General features: G+C 63.6%; 21 protein-coding genes. 7 read left to right on the top strand and 14 right to left on the bottom strand.

Features of this window, described 5'->3' with window-relative positions:
• Nucleotides 1–2: 2 nt before the first annotated feature.
• From nrdR to EN853_RS13945, 10 genes are all read right to left on the bottom strand, one after another.
• Nucleotides 3–482 (bottom strand): transcriptional regulator NrdR, encoded by a 480-nt coding sequence (gene nrdR / locus EN853_RS13990; protein ID WP_059184872.1) that lies wholly within the window; start codon nucleotides 480–482, stop codon nucleotides 3–5.
• A 55-nt stretch (nucleotides 483–537) separates the two neighbouring features.
• On the bottom strand, nucleotides 538–753 hold the full coding sequence (locus EN853_RS13985; RefSeq protein WP_245516966.1) for a GlpM family protein: 216 nt from the start codon (nucleotides 751–753) through the stop codon (nucleotides 538–540).
• A gap of 145 nt (nucleotides 754–898) precedes the next feature.
• Nucleotides 899–1,489 carry a hypothetical protein gene (locus EN853_RS13980; protein ID WP_127860404.1) on the bottom strand — a complete coding sequence of 197 codons (591 nt, stop codon included), beginning with the start codon at nucleotides 1,487–1,489 and terminating at the stop codon, nucleotides 899–901.
• Nucleotides 1,490–1,604: 115 nt separating this feature from the next.
• Nucleotides 1,605–2,918, bottom strand: a complete 1,314-nt coding sequence (gene glyA, locus EN853_RS13975) for a serine hydroxymethyltransferase (RefSeq protein WP_127860348.1) — start codon at nucleotides 2,916–2,918, stop codon at nucleotides 1,605–1,607.
• A gap of 126 nt (nucleotides 2,919–3,044) precedes the next feature.
• Nucleotides 3,045–4,685: a Na+/H+ antiporter gene (locus EN853_RS13970; RefSeq protein WP_127860347.1), complete on the bottom strand. Its 1,641-nt coding sequence runs from the start codon at nucleotides 4,683–4,685 to the stop codon at nucleotides 3,045–3,047.
• Nucleotides 4,686–4,820: 135 nt separating this feature from the next.
• Complete coding sequence (locus tag EN853_RS13965; protein WP_127860346.1) at nucleotides 4,821–6,074, bottom strand: L,D-transpeptidase family protein; 1,254 nt, start codon at nucleotides 6,072–6,074, stop codon at nucleotides 4,821–4,823.
• A gap of 560 nt (nucleotides 6,075–6,634) precedes the next feature.
• Nucleotides 6,635–7,150 carry a MarR family winged helix-turn-helix transcriptional regulator gene (locus EN853_RS13960; RefSeq protein ID WP_040983294.1) on the bottom strand — a complete coding sequence of 172 codons (516 nt, stop codon included), beginning with the start codon at nucleotides 7,148–7,150 and terminating at the stop codon, nucleotides 6,635–6,637.
• Between the two features lie 340 nt (nucleotides 7,151–7,490).
• Nucleotides 7,491–7,913, bottom strand: coding sequence for a DUF6163 family protein (locus EN853_RS13955; RefSeq protein ID WP_127860345.1), 423 nt, complete (start codon nucleotides 7,911–7,913; stop codon nucleotides 7,491–7,493).
• The gene (locus EN853_RS13950) at nucleotides 7,910–8,953 is read right to left on the bottom strand and encodes an enoyl-CoA hydratase/isomerase family protein (RefSeq protein ID WP_127860344.1); all 1,044 of its coding nucleotides are present in this window, start codon (nucleotides 8,951–8,953) and stop codon (nucleotides 7,910–7,912) included. Before EN853_RS13950 ends, EN853_RS13955 begins: the two co-directional genes overlap by 4 nt.
• Nucleotides 8,954–9,063: 110 nt before the next feature.
• Nucleotides 9,064–9,612 carry an isoprenylcysteine carboxylmethyltransferase family protein gene (locus EN853_RS13945; protein ID WP_127860343.1) on the bottom strand — a complete coding sequence of 183 codons (549 nt, stop codon included), beginning with the start codon at nucleotides 9,610–9,612 and terminating at the stop codon, nucleotides 9,064–9,066.
• A gap of 118 nt (nucleotides 9,613–9,730) precedes the next feature.
• On the opposite strand from EN853_RS13945, the gene EN853_RS13940 reads away from it, so the two are divergent.
• The 4 genes from EN853_RS13940 (at nucleotide 9,731) to EN853_RS13925 (ending at nucleotide 13,415) form a co-directional block, all read left to right on the top strand.
• Nucleotides 9,731–10,522, top strand: a complete 792-nt coding sequence (locus tag EN853_RS13940) for a DUF2066 domain-containing protein (protein ID WP_245516965.1) — start codon at nucleotides 9,731–9,733, stop codon at nucleotides 10,520–10,522.
• 90 nt (nucleotides 10,523–10,612) lie between these two features.
• Nucleotides 10,613–11,644, top strand: a complete 1,032-nt coding sequence (gene hemB / locus EN853_RS13935; RefSeq protein WP_127860341.1) for a porphobilinogen synthase — start codon at nucleotides 10,613–10,615, stop codon at nucleotides 11,642–11,644.
• 6 nt (nucleotides 11,645–11,650) lie between these two features.
• Nucleotides 11,651–12,598, top strand: coding sequence for a cobalamin biosynthesis protein CobT (locus EN853_RS13930; RefSeq protein ID WP_167524468.1), 948 nt, complete (start codon nucleotides 11,651–11,653; stop codon nucleotides 12,596–12,598).
• A 169-nt stretch (nucleotides 12,599–12,767) separates the two neighbouring features.
• Nucleotides 12,768–13,415, top strand: a complete 648-nt coding sequence (locus EN853_RS13925) for a dihydrofolate reductase family protein (RefSeq protein WP_127860339.1) — start codon at nucleotides 12,768–12,770, stop codon at nucleotides 13,413–13,415.
• A gap of 204 nt (nucleotides 13,416–13,619) precedes the next feature.
• Here EN853_RS13925 and ppk2 read toward each other — a convergent pair whose 3' ends face one another.
• Nucleotides 13,620–14,552, bottom strand: a complete 933-nt coding sequence (gene ppk2 / locus EN853_RS13920) for a polyphosphate kinase 2 (RefSeq protein ID WP_127860338.1) — start codon at nucleotides 14,550–14,552, stop codon at nucleotides 13,620–13,622.
• Nucleotides 14,553–14,821: 269 nt separating this feature from the next.
• On the opposite strand from ppk2, the gene EN853_RS13915 reads away from it, so the two are divergent.
• Nucleotides 14,822–15,865, top strand: coding sequence for an aldo/keto reductase (locus tag EN853_RS13915; protein ID WP_127860337.1), 1,044 nt, complete (start codon nucleotides 14,822–14,824; stop codon nucleotides 15,863–15,865).
• A 36-nt stretch (nucleotides 15,866–15,901) separates the two neighbouring features.
• On the opposite strand, the gene EN853_RS13910 is transcribed toward EN853_RS13915, so the two are convergent.
• Together EN853_RS13910 and EN853_RS13905 are read right to left on the bottom strand one after the other, a co-directional pair.
• Entirely contained in the window at nucleotides 15,902–16,873 is a 972-nt protein-coding gene (locus EN853_RS13910; RefSeq protein WP_127860336.1) for a glycosyl transferase family 90, read from the bottom strand.
• A 118-nt stretch (nucleotides 16,874–16,991) separates the two neighbouring features.
• Nucleotides 16,992–17,657 (bottom strand): GntR family transcriptional regulator, encoded by a 666-nt coding sequence (locus EN853_RS13905; protein ID WP_127860403.1) that lies wholly within the window; start codon nucleotides 17,655–17,657, stop codon nucleotides 16,992–16,994.
• Nucleotides 17,658–17,775: 118 nt separating this feature from the next.
• Here EN853_RS13905 and EN853_RS13900 point away from each other — a divergent pair, with 118 nt between their 5' ends.
• Complete coding sequence (locus EN853_RS13900; RefSeq protein ID WP_127860335.1) at nucleotides 17,776–19,023, top strand: MFS transporter; 1,248 nt, start codon at nucleotides 17,776–17,778, stop codon at nucleotides 19,021–19,023.
• 30 nt (nucleotides 19,024–19,053) lie between these two features.
• Nucleotides 19,054–19,440, top strand: a complete 387-nt coding sequence (locus EN853_RS13895) for a DUF423 domain-containing protein (RefSeq protein ID WP_127860334.1) — start codon at nucleotides 19,054–19,056, stop codon at nucleotides 19,438–19,440.
• 31 nt (nucleotides 19,441–19,471) lie between these two features.
• Here EN853_RS13895 and EN853_RS33935 read toward each other — a convergent pair whose 3' ends face one another.
• Nucleotides 19,472–19,609 carry a hypothetical protein gene (locus EN853_RS33935; RefSeq protein WP_167524467.1) on the bottom strand — a complete coding sequence of 46 codons (138 nt, stop codon included), beginning with the start codon at nucleotides 19,607–19,609 and terminating at the stop codon, nucleotides 19,472–19,474.
• Between the last annotated feature and the right edge of the window lie 2 nt (nucleotides 19,610–19,611).

Raw genomic sequence — 19,611 nt, 5'->3', positions numbered from 1 at the left:
GGTCAGCCGGCGTCCTCTTCGGTCTTTTCCTCGTCGCCCTTCAATTCGCCCAGCAATTCGTGGAAATCCTTGGCTTCGCGAAAATTGCGGTAGACAGAGGCGAAGCGGACATAGGCGACGTCGTCGAGCGATTTCAGCGCCTCCATGACCAGGCGGCCGACCTCACCGGAGGCCACTTCCGTCTCGCCGGAGCTTTCGAGCTGGCGCACGATGCCGGTCACCGCGCGGTCGATGCGCTCGGGATCAACATTGCGCTTGCGCACGGCGATCTCGACGGAGCGCAGCAGCTTGTCGCGGTCGAACGGCACCTTGCGGCCGGACTTCTTGATGACGACGAGATCGCGCAATTGCACGCGCTCGAAGGTGGTGAAACGGCCGCCGCAATCCGGACAGACGCGGCGCCTGCGGATCGCCGCGCCGTCCTCGGCGGGACGCGAATCCTTCACCTGCGTATCTTCGGACTGGCAATAGGGACAGCGCATGGAGAGCCTTGGGTTCGCGATTCTGATGGCCGGAAGGCTTAGAGCCTTTTATGCCTCAGAGATAGCGAGGCGCGAGGAAGATTGCCAGCGCCGCCACCAGCCACACCGCGATGCCGCCCAAAACTGCGAGCCGATAATCGAGGCGCTCGTTAAAAAGCCAGCAAGCTCCGAGAAAGGCGAGATAGGCGGGAATGGTCTTCACGCCGGCAAGACAGGCCTCGCGAAAACCAGGCATGCTGCCTTTGGAGCCGACGGCGAGCAGCGCAATCACCGCAAAGGTCGGCGCCAGCGGCAGTATGCCCGGCAGCACATTGCCGCGTTTGGAGGCCTAGACGATCAACGCCGTGACCAGTCCGCCGACCACGCCTTCCAGACGATATCCATCTATTGCCCCCTACCCCGACCGCCCGCCTGGGTTACGGCGCAACATCCTTTGTCGGGAAGCCGCAGGATGTGCCGAGGTTGCGGTAGGCCTTGGTGAAGCCGTCCATCGGGATGCTGGCGACGGTCTGCTTGCCGAAGGCGACATCGAGCGAGGTGACTTTGCGCATCGCGCGCAGCAGGGCGAGACTTGTCTTGGCCTGGTTGTCGACCGTCCAACTGGGACGGCCGTTGACGGCATCGTTCGAATAGACTTTCGCGGAAACCTTGACGCCGGGATCGCCGAAGGTCGCCGCGATGTTCTTGCCGGTCGGCAGGCTATTGTTGTCGAGGGTGATCATGATGGCGGGATAGGCATCGGGCGGCAGGGCATCGCCGGTCGAGATCGACAGCGTGAGCGTGCCCGCACTGCCGCTGCCGTCAACGAACGCCGTCGAGGCTGCGCAGGTCTTGTGCGCATCCTGCCCGGTATCGAGCGTATCGATGAGGGTGGTCCACCCGCCGAAGGTGCTGGTGACCGGCATATCCGTGCCCGCCTGCGTCTGCTCCTGGGCGACCGCGCTGGACGCAGCGAAACCGGCCAGCGAACCGATGAGGGCCGCGGCGGCAAGACGGGATATGCGCATCATCTTGTCTCCTATAAGCGGCGCCGCCCAATGAAGGGCGGCGCAATGCCGGCGGATAAAAGATGATGCGCGGCGCCCGGTCAACCGAGAGAAAGGCGCAACCGAGAGAGGGGGGTCAACCGAGATAAGGGTAGAGCGGGAAACGATCCGTCAGCGCCGTGACCTTGGCCTTGACCGCGGCCTCGACAGCGGCGTTGCCCTCGTCGGAGTTCGCCACCTTCAGCCCGTCCAGCACCTCGGCGATCAGCTTGCCGATCTCGCGGAATTCGGCCTGGCCGAAGCCGCGCGTGGTGCCGGCGGGCGTACCGAGGCGGACACCGGAGGTGACAAAAGGCTTTTCCGGATCGAAGGGGATGCCGTTCTTGTTGCAAGTGATGTTGGCGCGGCCGAGCGCCGCCTCGGCGCGCTTGCCGGTGGCATTCTTCGGCCGCAGGTCGACGAGCATCAGGTGGTTGTCGGTGCCACCTGAGACGATGTCGAGACCGGTTTCCTGCAGGCTGGAGGCCAGCGCCTTGGCGTTGGCGACAATGCTCTCGGCATAAGCCTTGAAGCTCGGCTTCAGCGCTTCGCCAAGCGCCACGGCCTTGGCGGCGATGACATGCATCAGCGGGCCGCCCTGCAGACCCGGGAAGACCGCCGAGTTCATCTTCTTGGCGATCTCCTCATCGTTGCACAGGATCATGCCGCCGCGCGGGCCGCGCAGCGATTTGTGCGTGGTCGTGGTCACGACATGGGCATGGGGCAGCGGCGATGGGTGCATGCCGCCCGCCACCAAGCCGGCGATATGGGCCATGTCGACCATCAGATAGGCGCCGATCGAATCGGCGATCTCGCGGAAGCGCTTCCAGTCCCAAATCCGTGAATAGGCGGTGCCGCCGGCCAGGATCAGCTTCGGCTTCGTCTCATGCGCGGTCTTTTCGATCGCGTCCATGTCGAGCAGGTGATCGTCCTTGCGCACGCCGTAGGAGACGACCTTGAACCACTTGCCGCTCATGTTGACCGGCGAGCCGTGGGTGAGATGGCCGCCCGAATTCAGGTCGAGGCCCATGAAGGTGTCGCCGGGCTGCAGCAGCGCCAGGAACACGGCCTGGTTCATCTGGCTGCCGGAATTCGGCTGGACATTGGCGAAGTTGCAGCCGAACAATTTCTTCGCGCGCTCGATGGCCAGTTCCTCGGCCACGTCGACGAACTGGCAGCCGCCGTAGTAGCGCTTGCCCGGATAGCCCTCGGCATATTTGTTGGTCATGATCGACCCCTGAGCCTCGAGCACGGCGCGGGAAACAATGTTTTCGGAGGCGATCAGCTCGATCTCATGGCGCTGGCGGCCAAGCTCGTTGCGGATGGCGCCGAAAATTTCCGGATCGGCGTCGGCAAGCGTGGTCTCGAAGAAGGATTCGAATTTGCTGGAGGCTACCGCTGCATCTGACATGGCTTGCTTTCCCTTGGGGCCGGAGGTCTGCGAAGTGCCGCGCCATTAACACAGTTGTTTGAAACCCGCCACGTTTGCGGCGCGAAATTTGCTGGCCGGATTGCGCCAAGCAAATCGACTGAACCGTTATTTCCTGTCCCGCCGGCTTTTGAGCAGCGCTTCGGTCAGCGTGATTTCGGAGAGCAGTGCCCGCATCGTGTGATCGTTGATTTCGCGGCTGCGGAACATGGCCCGCACGGCGGTGCGCTCCGCCTCGATGCCGGCGCGCCTAAGTTCGAGCTCCAGCCGCCCGGCTTCACGGGCCTCGGTGCGCGCCTCTTCGGCTTCGTCGGAAGCCGCGATGCGGCGGCGGTAACCGGCGACGATGCTGTCGGCGACCGCAAGCCGGGCCTCGGCCACCTCCCCTTCCTCGCCCTCGCCGGCGAGGCTCTCGATCTTGGCGATCGCAGCATTGGCGGCGCCGACGCGGGCCCGGCGCTCTTCGGCCGCACCCGGATCCTCGCCCGGCTCGACCAACCCGCGCGCGATCCTCGGCAAAGCGAGGCTGGCGATGATGAGCGAGCAGATGATGACGCCGGCGGCGAGGAAGATCACCACGTCTCGAGCAGGAAAGGCTGAGCCATCCTGCAGGGCGAGCGGCAGCGACAGAATGCCGGCCAGTGTGATCGCCCCGCGCACGCCAGCCACCGATCCGGCAAGCCTGACACGGAAACCGAAGGGTTCGGCCTCGCGCTTGCCGAGCCGCGCCGCGATCCCCGCTGCGATATCGCCGATCCAGATCCAGAGGAAGCGCAGGCCGATCAGGCAGAGTGTCAGAAGCAATACGGTCAGCGCCGGCTCGAACAGCCAGTGGCGGCTGGTGAGTTCCGGCGGGACCTTGCGGATGATGTCGGGCAACTGCAGGCCGAGGAGGATGAAGAGCGCACCATTGAAGATGAAAGCCAGCGTCGACCACAGCGACATCGCCTGAATGCGCGCCGAGACCGACAAAAAGCGGAAAATGCCAGAGGTTCCGGTGAGCAGGCCGGCCGTGACCGCCGCCAGGATGCCGGAGGCGCCGACATGCTCGGCGATGAGGTAGGAGACGAAGGGCAGCAGGATCATGACCAGCACCTGCGCCTCCGCCGGCGTGCCGCCGATGCGACCGAGGATTTGCAGCGCCTTGGCGGCGATGATAAGCGCCGCCACGCCGGCAAGGATGCCGGCGGCCACGGCATAGAGGAAGGTCAATGAAGCGGCCGCCAGGGAAAAGCTGCCCGTCAGCGCCGCCGCCGTCGCGAAGCGGAACATCACCAGGCCGGAGGCGTCGTTGAGCAGCGACTCGCCTTCCAATATGTGCATCAGCCGCGCCGGAACGACGTTGCGGTCGACGATCGAGGACACGGCGACCGCATCGGTCGGCGACAGCACGGCAGCCAAAGCGAAGGCGACCACCAGGGGGATGCTGGGCACCAGCCAGTGCAGGGCGTAGCCGAAGCCGACGATGGTGAAGAAGACCAGTCCGATCGCAAGATCGAGGATCGGTCCGCGCAGCTCGATCAGTTCCCGCTTCGGCGCCGCGAAGGCATCGCCGAACAGGAGCGGCGGGATGAACACCAGAAGGAACAGCTCCGGATCGATCTCGACATGCAGGCCGCGCGCCGGCCAGGCAAGGGCGGCGCCGATGGCGATCTGCAGCACGGGCAGAGGCACCCGCACCAGCCGCACCAGCGCGCCGGACAGCGCCACGAAAGCGAGCACGACGAGAATGAAGACGGCGACGTCCATGGTGCGATCCCGGCTACTCGCGCTTTAAGTCCATATTTCGATGCATGTCGTCCTCAAAACTGCTGGACACTTTTGGGCGACATGCAAACAAAAAAGCCGCTCCAAGAGCGGCTTTTTCAGTTTTATATCGGTCACTTACAGCGCAGAAGTGATCTGCAGCTCGCTGTTGCCGTCGAGGCCGTAGATGTCGTCGCGGAACTGCACGACGCCGGTGCCTGTCGACCACGCCGACAGATAGAGGAAGTGGACCGGCACCGGATTGACGACCTGCACCGGCGTGTTCTCGCCGGTCTTGATCGTCGCCTCGAAATGCTGGCGGTCCCAGCCGGGCGTGTCGCGCAGGATCCAGGTGACGAGGTCACGCACGTTCTGGACGCGCACGCAGCCGGAAGAGTCGAAACGCATCAGCTTGCCGAACAGGCTCTGCTGCGGCGTGTCGTGCATATAGACGCCGTCCGGGCTCGGGAAGTTGATCTTGACCGAGGCCATGGCGTTGCCGGAGCCCGGATCTTGGCGGAAGCGGTACTTGGCGGCATCGTCCGTCGACCAGTCGATGGTCATCGGATCGACCTCGCTGCCGTCCGGCGCGAACAGCCGGATGTGGCTCTCCTTGAGGTAGTTGGGATCCTTCCGCATCAGCGGAATGATGTCCTTGCGCACGATCGAAACCGGCGCGTTCCAGTACGGATTGACGATGATCTCGTTGATCTTGGAATTCACGATCGGCGTCTGACGGTCGATCTTGCCGACGATCGCGGTATGGCGAAGCACGACGCGGTCGTTCTCGACCGCTTCGATCTGGGCGCCCGGAATGTCGACCAGCACGTAGCGGTTGCCCAGCGTGCCGGCCTTTTCCTTCAGGCGCTGCAGATTGGTCTGCAACTGGCCGAGGCGGATCTGGGCCGAGACGTTCATTGCCGCATAGGTGTATTTGCCCATGGCGCCGTCGGCCGGCAGGCCGTGGCGAAGCTGGAAGCGCTTGACCGCCGAGTCGACATAGGAATCGAAGGCGGTCGAAATGCCGGCGCTCTGCGCCAGGTCGCCCGAGATCATCAGCCGCTTGCGCAGCGGCACGACATCCGGATCGTCGACGCCGAGCTGCAATTTCTTGGTCGCCGGAACCTGCTCCCAGCCGCCCTGGCCGACGATGTTCTGGTACTGCGCCACCGCCTGCTCGGTGAAGGCGACGGTCTGCAGGCTGAAGATCGGCAGCGTCGAGGCAACCTTGCCGGTCTCGCTGGCGCGGGCGTCGAACTGGTCGTCCCAATTGCCGCGGGTCGAGGATTTCAGGATATCCCCGACCACATCCTGCGCGCTGGCATGGCCGGCGACAATGGCTGCGGCGAGCGCGGAGGCTCCGGTAAGGAAGAAACGGCGGCTGGTTCTCATGGCAGACATTCTTTGCTTAATCGCTCTCGCTCAATCGCTTGCCGGGCGGCTTTGTCCGCACTCTAGGGTCGGCAAACTTAACAATTCGCCAACCATGACCCGCTTCACCGGCTGCCAGAAACGCGCTGCCGCAACGCAGGTTCCAAGGAGCGCAGGGCACAGGCCCGCAGCATCACCCACCCTTCGCATTGCCCGCGATTATGGCGGCAACGTGGCCTTGGCCCGCGATTTGCTTGCGGCGATGCGATCAAAGAAAAAGGACCGATGCATTTTGGCATCGCACCCGGCCCGGCAGGCTTGCCGTTGCTTCATCCGGTTCGGGCACAGGGCTTTGAATTGATCGATTGTATAGTCGTAACCGGAGGCGCCCGAGCCATCGAGAACCACGTTCTCGTCCGTGTCGGTGATCAGATAGTCGGTCGCGCCGCCCGGCGGTCAAATTCCGCACTGCAGCTGGCTTCGGCAAAGAAAAGGGCCGGCGCGCTTCGGCGCCAGCCCCATATTTTTCCCCCGGCCGCGCTTCTTCGGCGTGGCTTTGATGTCTCAGATTTCGAATGCGCTTACATCCGATAAGCGATCGTATCGTTCCAGAAGCGGTCCAGGCGCTGCAGGGCGCGGTTCATCTGCTTGAACTCGTCGGTGTTGATGCCGCCGACAGCCTCGATCGAGCCGACATGGCGCTCGTAGAGGCCGGCGACGACGTCCGCCACCTCGTTGCCCTTCGGCGTCAGCGAGACGCGGACCGAGCGGCGGTCGATGCGCGAGCGCTGGTGGTTGATGAAGCCGAGGTCGACCAGCTTCTTCAAATTATAGGAAACGTTCGAGCCGAGATAATAACCACGCGAGCGCAGCTCGCCGGCGGTCAGCTCCGAATTGCCGATGTTGAAGAGCAGCAGCGCCTGGATGGCGTTGATGTCGGAGCGGCCGTTGCGGTCGAACTCGTCCTTGATCACGTCAAGCAGACGGCGGTGCAGGCGCTCCACCAGCTGCAGCGATTCCATGTACAGCGAACGGATCGCCTCGCGGCGGTCGTCGGATACGTTGGCGGTCTTCGCCGCCGGACGCGAATTGATCATTGTCTTTGCCTCTCGTTTGTCGCCCGGTGATTTTTTGTTCTTCACCTTGATCGCGACACTATCGAATACTCATAAAATTCGACTTAAACGCCAGGGCTAACAAGAGCTTACCGGTAAGAGGTTTCGAAAGAGGCTTAACGAACGGTCACGCCCGCAAGAACAATTAACCTAAAGATTTAGCCAATGATCTTAGGGCAATCGCCGACCCAGAATCTAGGTCCCCGGAGCCGCCTGGCAACCCGAGCCGCAGCCCGCTGTCAGGCGACATGCATCTCTTCGTTTCGATGCAATGTCGTCCTCCCAAAACCACTGCCCGCTGCCCACTTTCGGGCGACATGCATCACTGCCTGAGCTGGCGCTTCTGCAGCCAGATGACCACCCGGAAGACGATGTAGAGCAGTGCCACGCAGGCATGCGAGACGACGATCAGCAGCCGGTGGCCGAAGAGGTTGGGAAAGCCGGCATACATGACGGTCTCGGTCGCCGCGCAGATGAACCAGATCACCGGCCCCCAGGAGGCGAGCATCCACAAACCAGCGGCGGCAAAGGGAAAAAAGACGGCAAGCGTGGCCGCCGCCACCTGCCAGTGCACCGGCATCAGGTCGAAGCGCCAGAGCTCGCCAGGATAGATGCCGATGAGGCGGATCCAGTAGAGGATGCCGAAGAGCAGGCAATAGCCGGCAATCACGCGCTGGAACCAGGCGAAGATGACCTCGGTGGTCGAGGGCTGCAGCACCACGCGCCTGGAAGTCACCTCGCTCACAGCTCGAGCTCCCCTGCCCCGAGCGGCGCGAAATAGGCGTCGACATCGGCGTCGCTCACCGCTTCGAGGCTTGCCGGCCGCCACTCGGGCTTCGAGCCCTTGTCGATGATGGCGGCGCGGATGCCTTCATAGAAATCGTGGCCGGTAAGCATTCGGTTTAGGATGCGGAACTCCATCTTCATGCACTCGTCCATCGACAGCCTCAGCCCGGCGCTGATCTCGCGCCAGGCGACGTTGAGGCTGGTCGGCGAACGCGTTCTCATCGTCGCCAATGTCTTGGCGGCGAAGGCGTCGGCGGCGGAAGCGTGCTCAAGGCTGGCGATGATGTCGGCAAGGGAAGGTTGCGAAAAATGACGGGCGATCGCCTCCAGATCCTGCCGCTCCGTCTCGCGCTTTGCCGGGGTGAAGAAGCCGCGCAGCTCCTCACCCAGGTCGCCCGACGCTGCCAGCTCGTCGAGCAGTCCGGCCTGGTCCTCGGCCTTGATTGTGTGCGTAGCGAGGCCGGACCACAGCGCATCGCCATAGCGGATGCGATTTCCCGTCAGCCCCAGATACATGCCGAAGCTACCGCCGAGGTCCGGAAGCAGATGGCTGGCGCCGACGTCGGGGAAGAAGCCGATGCCGACCTCCGGCATGGCGAACTGGGCGTTCTCGGTCAGCACGCGGTGCGAGCCGTGGAAGGAAATGCCGACACCGCCGCCCATCACGATGCCGTCGATCAGCGCGACATAGGGTTTCCTGAAGCGCGCGATGCGGGCGTTGAGCCGGTACTCGTCGGCGAAGAAGTCGACCGGCGGCTTGCCGGCGCGGCCTGCCTCGTAGATGTGCAGGATGTCGCCGCCGGCGGAAAACGCCCTGCCCTCGGCCTTGACGATGACGACGGCGACGCCGGCATCGTCCTCCCAGGCATCGAGCGCCTTGCCGAGCGCCCTGACCATGCGGTGGGTGACGGCATTGAGCGCCTGCGGCCGCGTCAGCGTGACGACGCCCGCCTTGCCCAGCCGCTCGAAGCGAATCTCGTCGCCTCCGCCAAAATCCATCACCGCAGAATCCTTCTCCCCGCCCTTCCAGGGGGACTGAAGTGCTAAGCGGCGACCGCGCGGACGTCAATTGTCGAGTGCCCGACACGGCCAGCCTTTTGCGGTGAGCACTACCAGACGAAGGGAATGAGCGCGTTGGTTCGACGCGCATAGCCCGGGAATTCATCGGGAAACTGACGCGCCAGAAGCCGATCCTCGGCGCCGACGCGCCAGATAAAGATCGCCCCCAGCAGGACGAGGAGAAAGACGAACGGCCCGCCCACCACGATCGCCGAGCCGATGCATGCGAGCAGGCCGCCCGTGTACATGGGATGACGCAGCAAGCGGTATGGGCCGGACGTCACCAGCTCATGATCCTGCTTGGCGGAAACGGTCTGGCTCCAGTTGCGGCCGAGGGTCTGCCGCGCCCAGACCAGCAGCGCCATGCCGGCAACCGCCAGAACGGCGCCGATGCTGCTCAGGATGGGGTTGACGGGCGCGAAGTTGACGAAGCCAAACAATGGCAGGCGCGGCAGCAGGAAAGCCGCGATCATGGCAAACATCAGTCCGAAACTCTGCAGCAGATGCGGCTCGGTATCGCGTTTCACACCGATCGCCTGAACAGTCAGATAGACAATCAGCACCAGCCAGGCGGCATAGACGAACCAGATGAAAGCCATGCCTTTGTCCCAGGTTAGCCGGCAACCAGTATTGGCCGGTATCCGCGCCCGGTGCTAGAAATGACCTCTTCGAACCAACCGGCAAGACATGTCTGGATTTTATCGCCTCGCAGCCAGTTTGATCAGTCTGATCGCCCTCTGCCTCATGTCTTGCGCCGCCATCGCCGCGACGACCGCCGAACTCTACCAGGCGCAGACCATCGTCACCGGCACCGGCGAGCCGAACCGGCAAATCGGCTTCAAAGATTGCCTGGACAAGGTGCTGGTCAAGGTTTCCGGCGACCAGCGGCTGACGCAGAAGCCGGAGATGCTGGCGTTGCGCGGCAAGGCGGCCGATTTCGTCCAATCCTTCCGCTATCACGACCGGCTGGAAGGCATTCCGATCCATGACGAGCAAGGCACGCATGACAGGCCGCACGATCTGACCTGCCTTTACAAGCCCGCCGTGGTCGACAAGCTCCTGGCGCAGCTCGGCAGCAGGGCCTGGCTCGGCGAGCGGCCGACGCTCGCCGTCCTGCTCACGGCCGAGCAAGGCGCGAGGCATTTCGTGCTGACGGCCGACGAGGATCGCGGCGAGACGATGCGCGAATCCTTCGACAATGCCACGGCGCCAATGCTGATGCGCGTCACCTTTCCAAAGGCTGCTCAGCTTGCCGGGCTCGACGAAAGGGCGTTGCAGGTCGCCGAGATGGCAAGGCTCGACCGGCTTGCAAAGGGAACTGGCGCCAGCAAGGCTCTCGCCGGCAGCATCGTGTGGAGCGACAAGGACCTCGGCTGGATCGCCGACTGGCGGCTCAGCGACCGCGGCAAGACCTATCGCTGGCAAGTGCGCGGCGTCAGCTTCGATGAGGCTTTTCGCGTGGCTGTGAGGGGCGCGGCGCAGATCTTGTCGGGGAATGGACAGCCGTAAAGTTCCTCGCCCGACCCTGGCACAATCGTGTCGCATTGGTCAGCGGCTGGGACGCGTGGTAAAAGCCGGAACCAAAAGAGAGTTTTGGCGATGAACAGATTCACCCCCGCAAAACCCGCAGGCGCACGTAGCGTCGACGAGATCACCGGCAGCCGGCGGCTGAGGCGTATGCGCAAGGCCGACTGGTCGCGCCGGCTGGTGCAGGAGAACCAGCTTTCGGTGAACGACCTGATCTGGCCGATCTTCGTCGTCGACGGCAAAAATGTGCGCGAGCCGATCGCCGCCATGCCGGACGTCTTTCGGCTCTCCGTCGACCTCGCGGTCAAGGAAGCGGAGCGCGCCGCCAGGCTCGGCATCCCCGCGATCGCTACTTTCCCCAATGTCGAGCTTTCGTTGCGCGACCAGACCGGTTCGCACATCCTCGACCCCGACAACATCATCAACCGCGCCACGCGCGCGATCAAGGACGCGGTGCCGGAGATCGGCATCATCACCGATGCCGCGCTCGACCCGTTCACCAGCCACGGCCATGACGGCATTTTGCGCGACGGCATCATCGTCAACGACGAGACGGTGGAGCAGGTGGCGGCGGCGGCAGTCATCCAGGCGGCGGCCGGCGCCGACATCATCGCGCCGTCCGACATGATGGACGGCCGCATCGGCGCCATCCGCGACGCGCTCGACGCCAACGGTTTTCAGGACGTGGCGATCATGTCCTATGCGACGAAATTCGCCTCTGCCTTCTACGGTCCCTATCGCGAGGCCGTCGGCACCGCCGGCCTGCTCAAGGGCGACAAGAAGACCTACTACATCGACCACGCCAATTCCGACGAGGCGGTGCGCGAGGCCGAGCAGGACCTCGCCGAAGGCGCCGACATGCTGATGGTCAAGCCCGGCCTGCCCTATCTCGACATCATCCGCCGGCTGAAGGACGAGCTTCAGATGCCGACCTTCGCCTATCAGGTGTCCGGCGAATATTCGATGATCAAGGCGGCGGCCGCCAATGGCTGGATCGACGGCGAAAAGGCGATGCTGGAATCGCTTCTCGCCTTAAAACGCGCCGGCTGCGACGGCATCCTCACCTATTTCGCACCGACCGTGGCAGAGATGCTGAGGGGATAGCTGGCCTTGCTGCGGGGGCTCGGCAAGCGTTTCAGGACATTGTTCGTGGCCGCGCCCCGCGGAGACACTACTACGCCCGGGTATCACGCCTACGTCACGCTCCATGACTGGATTGTGCCGAGTTCCAAGTTGTCCAGCGCCATAGGGCCGCTCTCGGAAAAACATAAATCCGCCCTCGATGCCGCATGGGCCGAGTTGGAAAGCGGTCTGGCCAGTTGGAAGACGAAACATCTGATCCTGGCGGCGGATGTCGCGGCGAAGATCCGCAACAACCTGTCGGCAGCCGACCTTGCCAACACGGTGGTTTCCATTCTCGTCGACCAGTCTGGATCGATGCGCGGCCATAAAATGCTGTATGCCGCCGCTTCCGTCGACATTGCGCAGGAGTTCCTTAGAACGCTCGGCATAAAGGTCGAAGTCTTAGGCTTCACCACGCGCGCTTGGCGCGGCGGGCTATCCCGGCTCACTTGGGATGCAGATGGCCGACCCAAAAATCCGGGCAGGCTGAACGACCTGCTTCATATCGTCTACCGGGAGGCCGACGATACGCGACAAAGCAGTATCGGTCATTCTCTCAAACCGATGTTGCGGCCGGACCTGCTCAAGGAGAATATCGACGGCGAAGCCATCGAATGGGCGGCCGGGCGACTGCGAGAACGTCCTGAATCTCGGAAAATGCTGCTTGTCCTGTCCGACGGGGCGCCGGTTGACGATTCCACGCTTCACGCAAATGGTCCGCGCTATCTCCATGACCACCTATTACGAGTGGTTCGACAATTGGAGACGGCCGGCGACGTTGAGTTGTTGGCCATCGGTCTGAACTTTTACGTCGACGGCTACTATCGTGCGTCGTCGAACTGCGAGGCAGCCGATGAGCTCGGCCAAGCCATTTTGATGGCATTGCAGCGCCAGCTTGTGGCCGGTCGAACTGCGCCTGCTGGCGAGAGCGGCTAGCGAGGGTGGCGCTAGCCACAAACGCCGAACAGATGATCGCCCGAATCTGCCCTATCGCGATCACGCGCGTCTCATCGCGTTTCTTCGCCACATACCGCTTGCAATTCACAATCAGTTAAGTTACCCATTAACCGATTGCAACTTACAACTGGTTATGGAGGAAGCAATTATGTCCAAGTTGCGTGTCAACGCTTTCACCTTGTCGCTCGATGGTTATGGCGCCGGTCCCGACCAAGACCTCACCAATCCGCTCGGCGTTGGCGGCGAAGGTTTGCACAAATGGATGGTCGGCACCCGCACCTTTCGCGAGATGGTGATCGGCAAGGATGGCGGAACCACTGGCGCAGACGACCAATTCGCAGCGCGCAGCTTCGAGAATGTCGGCGCCTGGATTCTCGGCCGCAACATGTTCGGGCCGATCCGCGGCGAGTGGCCGGACGACAACTGGAAAGGCTGGTGGGGCGACAACCCGCCCTATCACGTGCCGGCCTTCGTGCTTACCCACCACAAGCGCGACCCGATCGTCATGGAAGGCGGCACGATCTTTCATTTCGTCATCGACGGCATTCACTCAGCGCTCGAACAAGCAAGGGCTGCAGCAGGCGGCAAGGACGTGCGCGTCGGCGGCGGTGTCTCGACCATCCGGCAATATCTGCAGGAGGGGCTCATCGACGACATGCACCTGGCCATCTCGCCGGTGCTGCTTGGGTCAGGCGAGCACCTCTTCGCCGGCCTGGACATGCTGAAGCTCGGCTATCGCTGCACCGGGCAGGTCGCGACGGCCGATGCGACGCATGTGACGATTGGGCGGGCGTAACTGACCTCCCCTTCTCCCCTTGTGGGAGAAGGTGGCCGAGCGAAGCTCGGTCGGATGAGGGGTGCTCCAGCTTGGCGCTACCCCTCTCCCAGACTGGAGGCACAAGGCAGGTTTGTCAGCGCCTCATTTCTTCCAACGCCCCTCATCCGTCTCGGCGCTGCGCGCCGATCCGCCTTCTCCCACAAGGAGAGGAGGAGAAAGCGCTCAATACTTCTCCGGCACGTAGAGCTCGCGCGGCAGCACCTGGCGCTCGTAGTCCGGGTTGAAGACGCGTTCCGGCAGCGTGATTTCCTCGTGCGGCACGTCCTCGTAAGGCAACTGCTGCAAGAGGTGGTCGATGCAGTTCAGCCGCGCCCGTTTCTTGTCGTTGCCCTCGACGATGAACCAGGGCGCTTCCTTGATGTTGGTGCGGGCGAAGGTCTCTTCCTTGGCTTTGGTGTACAGCTCCCAGCGCACGCGCGACTGCAGGTCCATCGGCGACAGCTTCCACTGCTTCATCGGATCGTGGATGCGCATCAAAAAGCGCATCTGCTGCTCCTCGTCGGTGATGGAGAACCAGTATTTCACCAGCGTGATGCCGGAGCGTACCAGCATGCGCTCGAATTCCGGCACGTCGTGGAAAAATTCTTCGACCTGATCCTTGTTGGCAAAGCCCATCACGCGCTCGACGCCGGAGCGGTTGTACCAAGAACGGTCGAACAGCACGATCTCGCCGCCGGCGGGCAGATGCGGCACGTAGCGCTGGAAATACCATTGCGACTTCTCGCGCTCGGTCGGCGCCGGCAATGCCACGACACGGGCGATGCGCGGGTTGAGCCGCTGGGTGATGCGCTTGATGACGCCGCCCTTGCCGGCGGAGTCGCGGCCCTCGAAGATCACCACCAGCTTCTTCTTGTGATAGGCGACCCAGGACTGCAGCTTGATCAGTTCCGACTGCAGCCTGAGCAATTCGCGGAAATAGGTCATCCGGTCGATGGAGGGCGGATGCGACTTCTTGTAGATCTTGGCGATCTCCAGCGAGAGCGCCGGTTCGGAAATCTCCAGCTCGTAGTCCTCATCGAGCGTGTCCTCAAGCTCGGCTTCCAGCCAGTCCTTGGCTCCGGAATTCGGCTCGGAATTCGGTTTGAGTTCGTTCATCGCGCAGCTCCTGCCTGCCGGCCACCTTCGCCTCGGATGCGTCCCGGCCGTCGCCGCAAACACACCTCCGTAAGCCGACTGAGATACAGACCCGCAATGACGGTTTTATTGCAAGCGCGGGACCGGCAATGTCGCACTAGCCGATATGTGATCGGTCCGTATCGATCGCGGGGCGACAAGCCGCTCGAATTGTCCTACAAATGCCCTCGCCTCTTTCAGGCGCCCGCCACGGCGCGCCCTTTTCAAAACAAAATCGCGAGGACCCCGACATGGAATACCGTACCCTTGGCCGTTCCGGCCTGAAGGTTTCGACATTGACGCTCGGCACGATGACCTTCGGCGGCACGGGCCCGTTCGCCGCTGTCGGCAATTCCGATCTTTCGGAGGCCAGGCGCATCATCGACACTTGTATCGACGCCGGCATCAATCTCATCGACACCGCCAACGTCTATTCGAACGGCCTGTCGGAGGAGATCGTCGGCGAAGCGCTCGGCGGCAAGCGCAAGAACGATGTTCTCATTGCTTCCAAGGCGCGCATGCGGATCGGCAACGGCCCCAACGATGAAGGCCTGTCGCGCCATCACCTGATCCGCGAATGCGAAAGGAGCCTGAAGCGGCTCAAGACCGATGTCATCGACATCTATTTCCTGCATGAGTGGGACGGCGTCACGCCGCTGGAGGAAACGATCGCCGCGCTCGACACGCTGGTGACCCAGGGCAAGGTCCGCTATGTCGGCTGCTCCAACTATTCGGGCTGGCAGGTGATGAAGGCGCTCTCGATCAGCGACAGCCATCATCAGCCGCGCTTCGTCACCCAGCAGATCCACTACACGCTGGAAGCGCGCGAGGCCGAATACGAGTTGTTGCCGATCTCGGTCGACCAGGGCCTCGGCGCGCTGGTGTGGAGCCCGCTGGCCGGCGGCCTGCTTTCCGGCAAATACCGCCGCGACAGCCCGACGGCGCGCCAGCTTGGCGGTTGGTCGGAGCCGCCGATCCGCGACGAGGACAGGCTGTGGCGGATCGTCGACGTGCTGGTCGAGATCGGCAAGGCGCGCGACGTTTCGGCGGCGCAAGTGGCGCTTGCCTGGCTGCTCGGCCGCCCAGCCGTTTCTTCGCTGGTGATCGGCGCCCGCAACGAAGCCCAGCTCAAGGACAACCTTGCCGCGGCAAGCCTGACGCTGTCGCTGGACGAGCGCATGCGACTCGACGCCGTCAGCCGGCCGCCGGTGCTTTATCCCTATTGGCACCAGCAGTTCACCGCCAAGGACCGGTTCGGCCCGGCCGACCTGGTGCTCGACCGCAGCGATATCTGAGAGCTGCACAAATGTCCCGTGCCCGAAAAGGCTGGGTCAGCCCGTGATGAAGCGCCAGACTTCCGGGTCAGGTTCGATCTGGCCGCTCAGCACGAAATATTTGTAGAGGACGAGCAGCGAGACCGCTCGCTCGTCCCTTTCGTTGCTGAATTTGCGGCAATAGGCGTTGGCCGCCTTTGTGATGCGTTGGGCTTCCGCCGGGTGCTTTTCGAAATAGGCGATCTTGTCGGCGACGTCCGAAAAGTCCTGCGCCAGCGGCACGTAGTGGACATCGGCCTCGAGCTCGGCTTCGGCGAACCAGGTCTCATAGGTCGGGGGCGGCATCAGGCAGAGCGAATTCGAGCTCATGACCCATTTCAAGTTCGTCGCCACGTCGTTGCCCTCGAGCGAGACGATGTAGCGGAACTGCCGCTGCTGCGGGATGGTCAGGTAAGGCCTGCGGTATCCCTCTGGCGCATCCGGCTTGGGCGAGCCGGCATCGCAGGACGGCAGGTTGCGCACGGCATCGACGAACCGCTTGCGGATCGGATTGTTGAAATGGCCGCGCCAGACCGCCATCGGGCGCTTGTCGGCGAAGGCCAGAGTGTCCCCCGGCATGTTGAAATGGCGGAACTTGTCGAGCTTCATGATCACGGCGTTGCCGTTGTCGTCGCGGATCGGCCGATCCTTGACGATCGCCGGCATCTTAGGCACGTCGACGACATCGCCGAATTCGAGATCGATGAGCAGGTCGCGATCGAAGTAGCGGGCGAACTCCTTCAGGTCGTAATAGTACATGCTCCCGAACTTGGGTATTTGACCGGCCGGCACGGCGGCCGCGCTCGGCACGAAGCTATGGTCGAGCTTGTTGTAGTAGTTGACGCGGTCGCGGACCGTCTTGCCGGAGAGCCTCGCCTGCTCTAGCCGGCTGGCCAGGCGCTGGCGAAAGAGAGCCTGCGGCACCACATCGCGCGTGATGTTGCGTATGAAATAAAATACCCGCGCTGCGGTGCGTAAGGGCGAAGCCATGCGTCCGTCGTTTCAAAGATGTGGCGTCGTGCCTCCTACAGCATTGTGCCGAACATCTTGCAAGCCCGCTTGCCCGGGCGAACTTGCCAAGGCCCTGATATTCGACGGCGTTGCGGGATCAGGCAGCGACGACGGCGAAACCCCTGGCGCGCAGTCCGCGCCGGTCGTCATGCAGCGAAGTCACCAGCCGGTCGCGGCTGCCGGCGATATGAGCCGAGAGCAGTCGCGCCGCCTCGTCGGCGTCACCCGTTCGCACGGCGGCCAGGATGGCGTGGTGCTCGGCCCAGGCGCGGCTGAGCGCCGCCTCGTCGCGCACTTCCAGCCATCGGGCGCGCGACAGCCTGGTCATCGCATCGCGCACGGCTCTCAACAGGAATTCATTGCCGGAAAGCCTGGCCAGCTCGATGTGGAAATCCATGCCGACGCGGTGCCACTCCTCGCGCGGCGTGTCGGCGTCGCAGGAATCGAGCATCGCCGCGATCACCTCGACCCCGCTGCGATCCTCGAGCGCTGCCGTCAACCTCACCGCCGCCACCTCGACCGCCTCGCGGTAGACGGCAATCTGGCCAAGCTCGGCAAGGTTGATGGGCGCCACCGTCCAGCCGCGGCCGTCGCGGCCGATCAGTCCTTCGGTCTCGAGGCGCAGCAGCGCCGCCCTGACCGGGGTGCGCGAGGCGCCGAAGCGGTTTTCGATCCAGCGCTCGGTCAGCCTCTCGCCCGGGCCGATCTCCAGCCCGAGGATCATCTCGCGAAGCTGCCTTTCGACATTTTGCATCTGCGACATTGCCGGTCCGCTCTTCGGCGCCGCATTGACAGCGGCAGGGTTGAGGTTCATGACGGATACCAAGTTGGTATCCCAAAATGGTATCCGGAACAATCCCGGATTGCCGGGCAGGCATGGTATGGCAAACGACACCGCCGAACAGAGCGGCTACAACATCCATTGGCGGCGCAATCTTGCCGTCTGCTTCGCCGGATCGTTCAGCATGCTGATCGCCATGACGCTGCTGTTGCCATTCCTGCCGCTCTACGTCGAAGAACTGGGCGCCGAGGGCCATGCCGCGGTCGTGCAGTGGTCGGGCATTGCCTATGGCGCCACCTTTTTCGCGGCGGCGCTGGTGGCGCCGCTTTGGGGGCGCCTCGGCGACCGCTATGGCCGCAAGCTGATGTTGGAGCGCGCCTCGTTCGGCATGGCGATATGCATGTCGCTGACCGGCATGGTCGAGAGTGTTTGGCAATTGGTGCTGCTGAGGCTCCTGATCGGCTTTGCCGGCGGCTATTCCTCGGGTTCCACGATATTGGTGGCGATGCAGACACCGAAGGAGCGCTCCGGCTGGGCGCTCGGCGTGCTGTCGGCCGGCATCACGGCGGGCTCGCTGGTCGGCCCGCTGCTCGGCGGTTTGCTGCCGCCTGTGATCGGCATCCGCGCGACGTTCCTGCTGTCCGGGGGCGTCATCTTCCTCGCCTTCCTGGCCACGACCTTCCTGATCAAGGAAAACCCGCCGGCGCCCAAACCTGTCTCGGCGGCAAAGCCGAAGAGCGGCTGGTCGCAGATCCCCGACCAGCGACCGGTCGTCGCCATGCTGACGACAGGCATGCTGCTCGCGTTCGCCACCATGTCGATCGAGCCGATCATCACCGTCTATGTGCAGCAGCTTGTGGACGACCAGAGCAAGGTGACGATGGTCGCCGGCGTGGTGATGTCGGCGGCAGCGCTCGGCACGATCCTGTCCTCGTCATGGCTGGGCAAGCTCGCCGACCGCGTCGGCCACTGGAATGTCGTCGTCGGCGCGCTCGCCATCTCGGCGCTGCTGCTCATTCCACAGGCCTTCGTCACCGAAAGCTGGCAGTTGATCGGACTGCGCTTCCTGATGGGCCTCGCGCTGGGCGGCCTCCTGCCCTGCATCACGAGCGTCATCCGCCACAACATCCCGGACGGCGTCGGCGGCAATGTGCTCGGTCTCTCAATCTCGGCGCAATATGTGGGCCAGGTCGCGGGACCGCTCGCCGGCGGCTTCGTCGGCGGCCATTTCGGCATGCGGGCGGTGTTTTTGGGCACATCGGCGCTGATGGCGCTGGGCGCGGTCTACAACTGGATTGTCCAGTCGCGGCGGGCGCGGCATATGCTGCTCGAAGCCGGCGAATCCTGATCGGCGCGCGACGGAAGACGGAGCATCAAAATGAGCCTTGCGGGGCAATCCTCAAACGGCGGCAGCCGCATCCTGGTGCTGGCGGGTGGTCTCGTCGGCGCGGCAGGCGTGGCGCTGTCAGCGGCGGCCGCACATCGCGGCGGCGCGTTTACCGGCACGGCTGCGTCTTTCCTGTTGATGCATGCGCCGGTCTTCCTCGCCATCGGCCTTATTGGCGGCAACCGGTCTCTCAGGATCGCAGGCCTGGTGCTGCTCGTCGGCCTGCTGCTGTTCTCGGGCGATCTTCTCGCCCGGGATTTTCTCGGCTCGCGGCTGTTTCCGATGTCGGCCCCGATCGGCGGCACCCTGCTGATCGCCGGCTGGCTGGCGATCGCGGTCTCGGCGTTGTGGCGTCCGCGCCCTCAGATCGGTCCATGATGGCGAGGTTCGTCGACGGGCCGCGCCGGTGTCACCGGCGCTTCTGAAGCAGCGTCCGCCTGCGCGTTGCCGGCTCGGCCGCGCGCAGCCGTTCCGGCCGGTCGGTCGCCGGCGAGATGCCCCAATAGTTGCGATAAATGTCCTGGAAGAGGTGGCTGATCGGATGCATGA

Origin of the sequence: Mesorhizobium sp. M1C.F.Ca.ET.210.01.1.1 (assembly GCF_004791585.1) — a bacterium.
Classification (GTDB): domain Bacteria; phylum Pseudomonadota; class Alphaproteobacteria; order Rhizobiales; family Rhizobiaceae; genus Mesorhizobium.
This window is presented reverse-complemented; position numbering and strand designations above follow the sequence as displayed.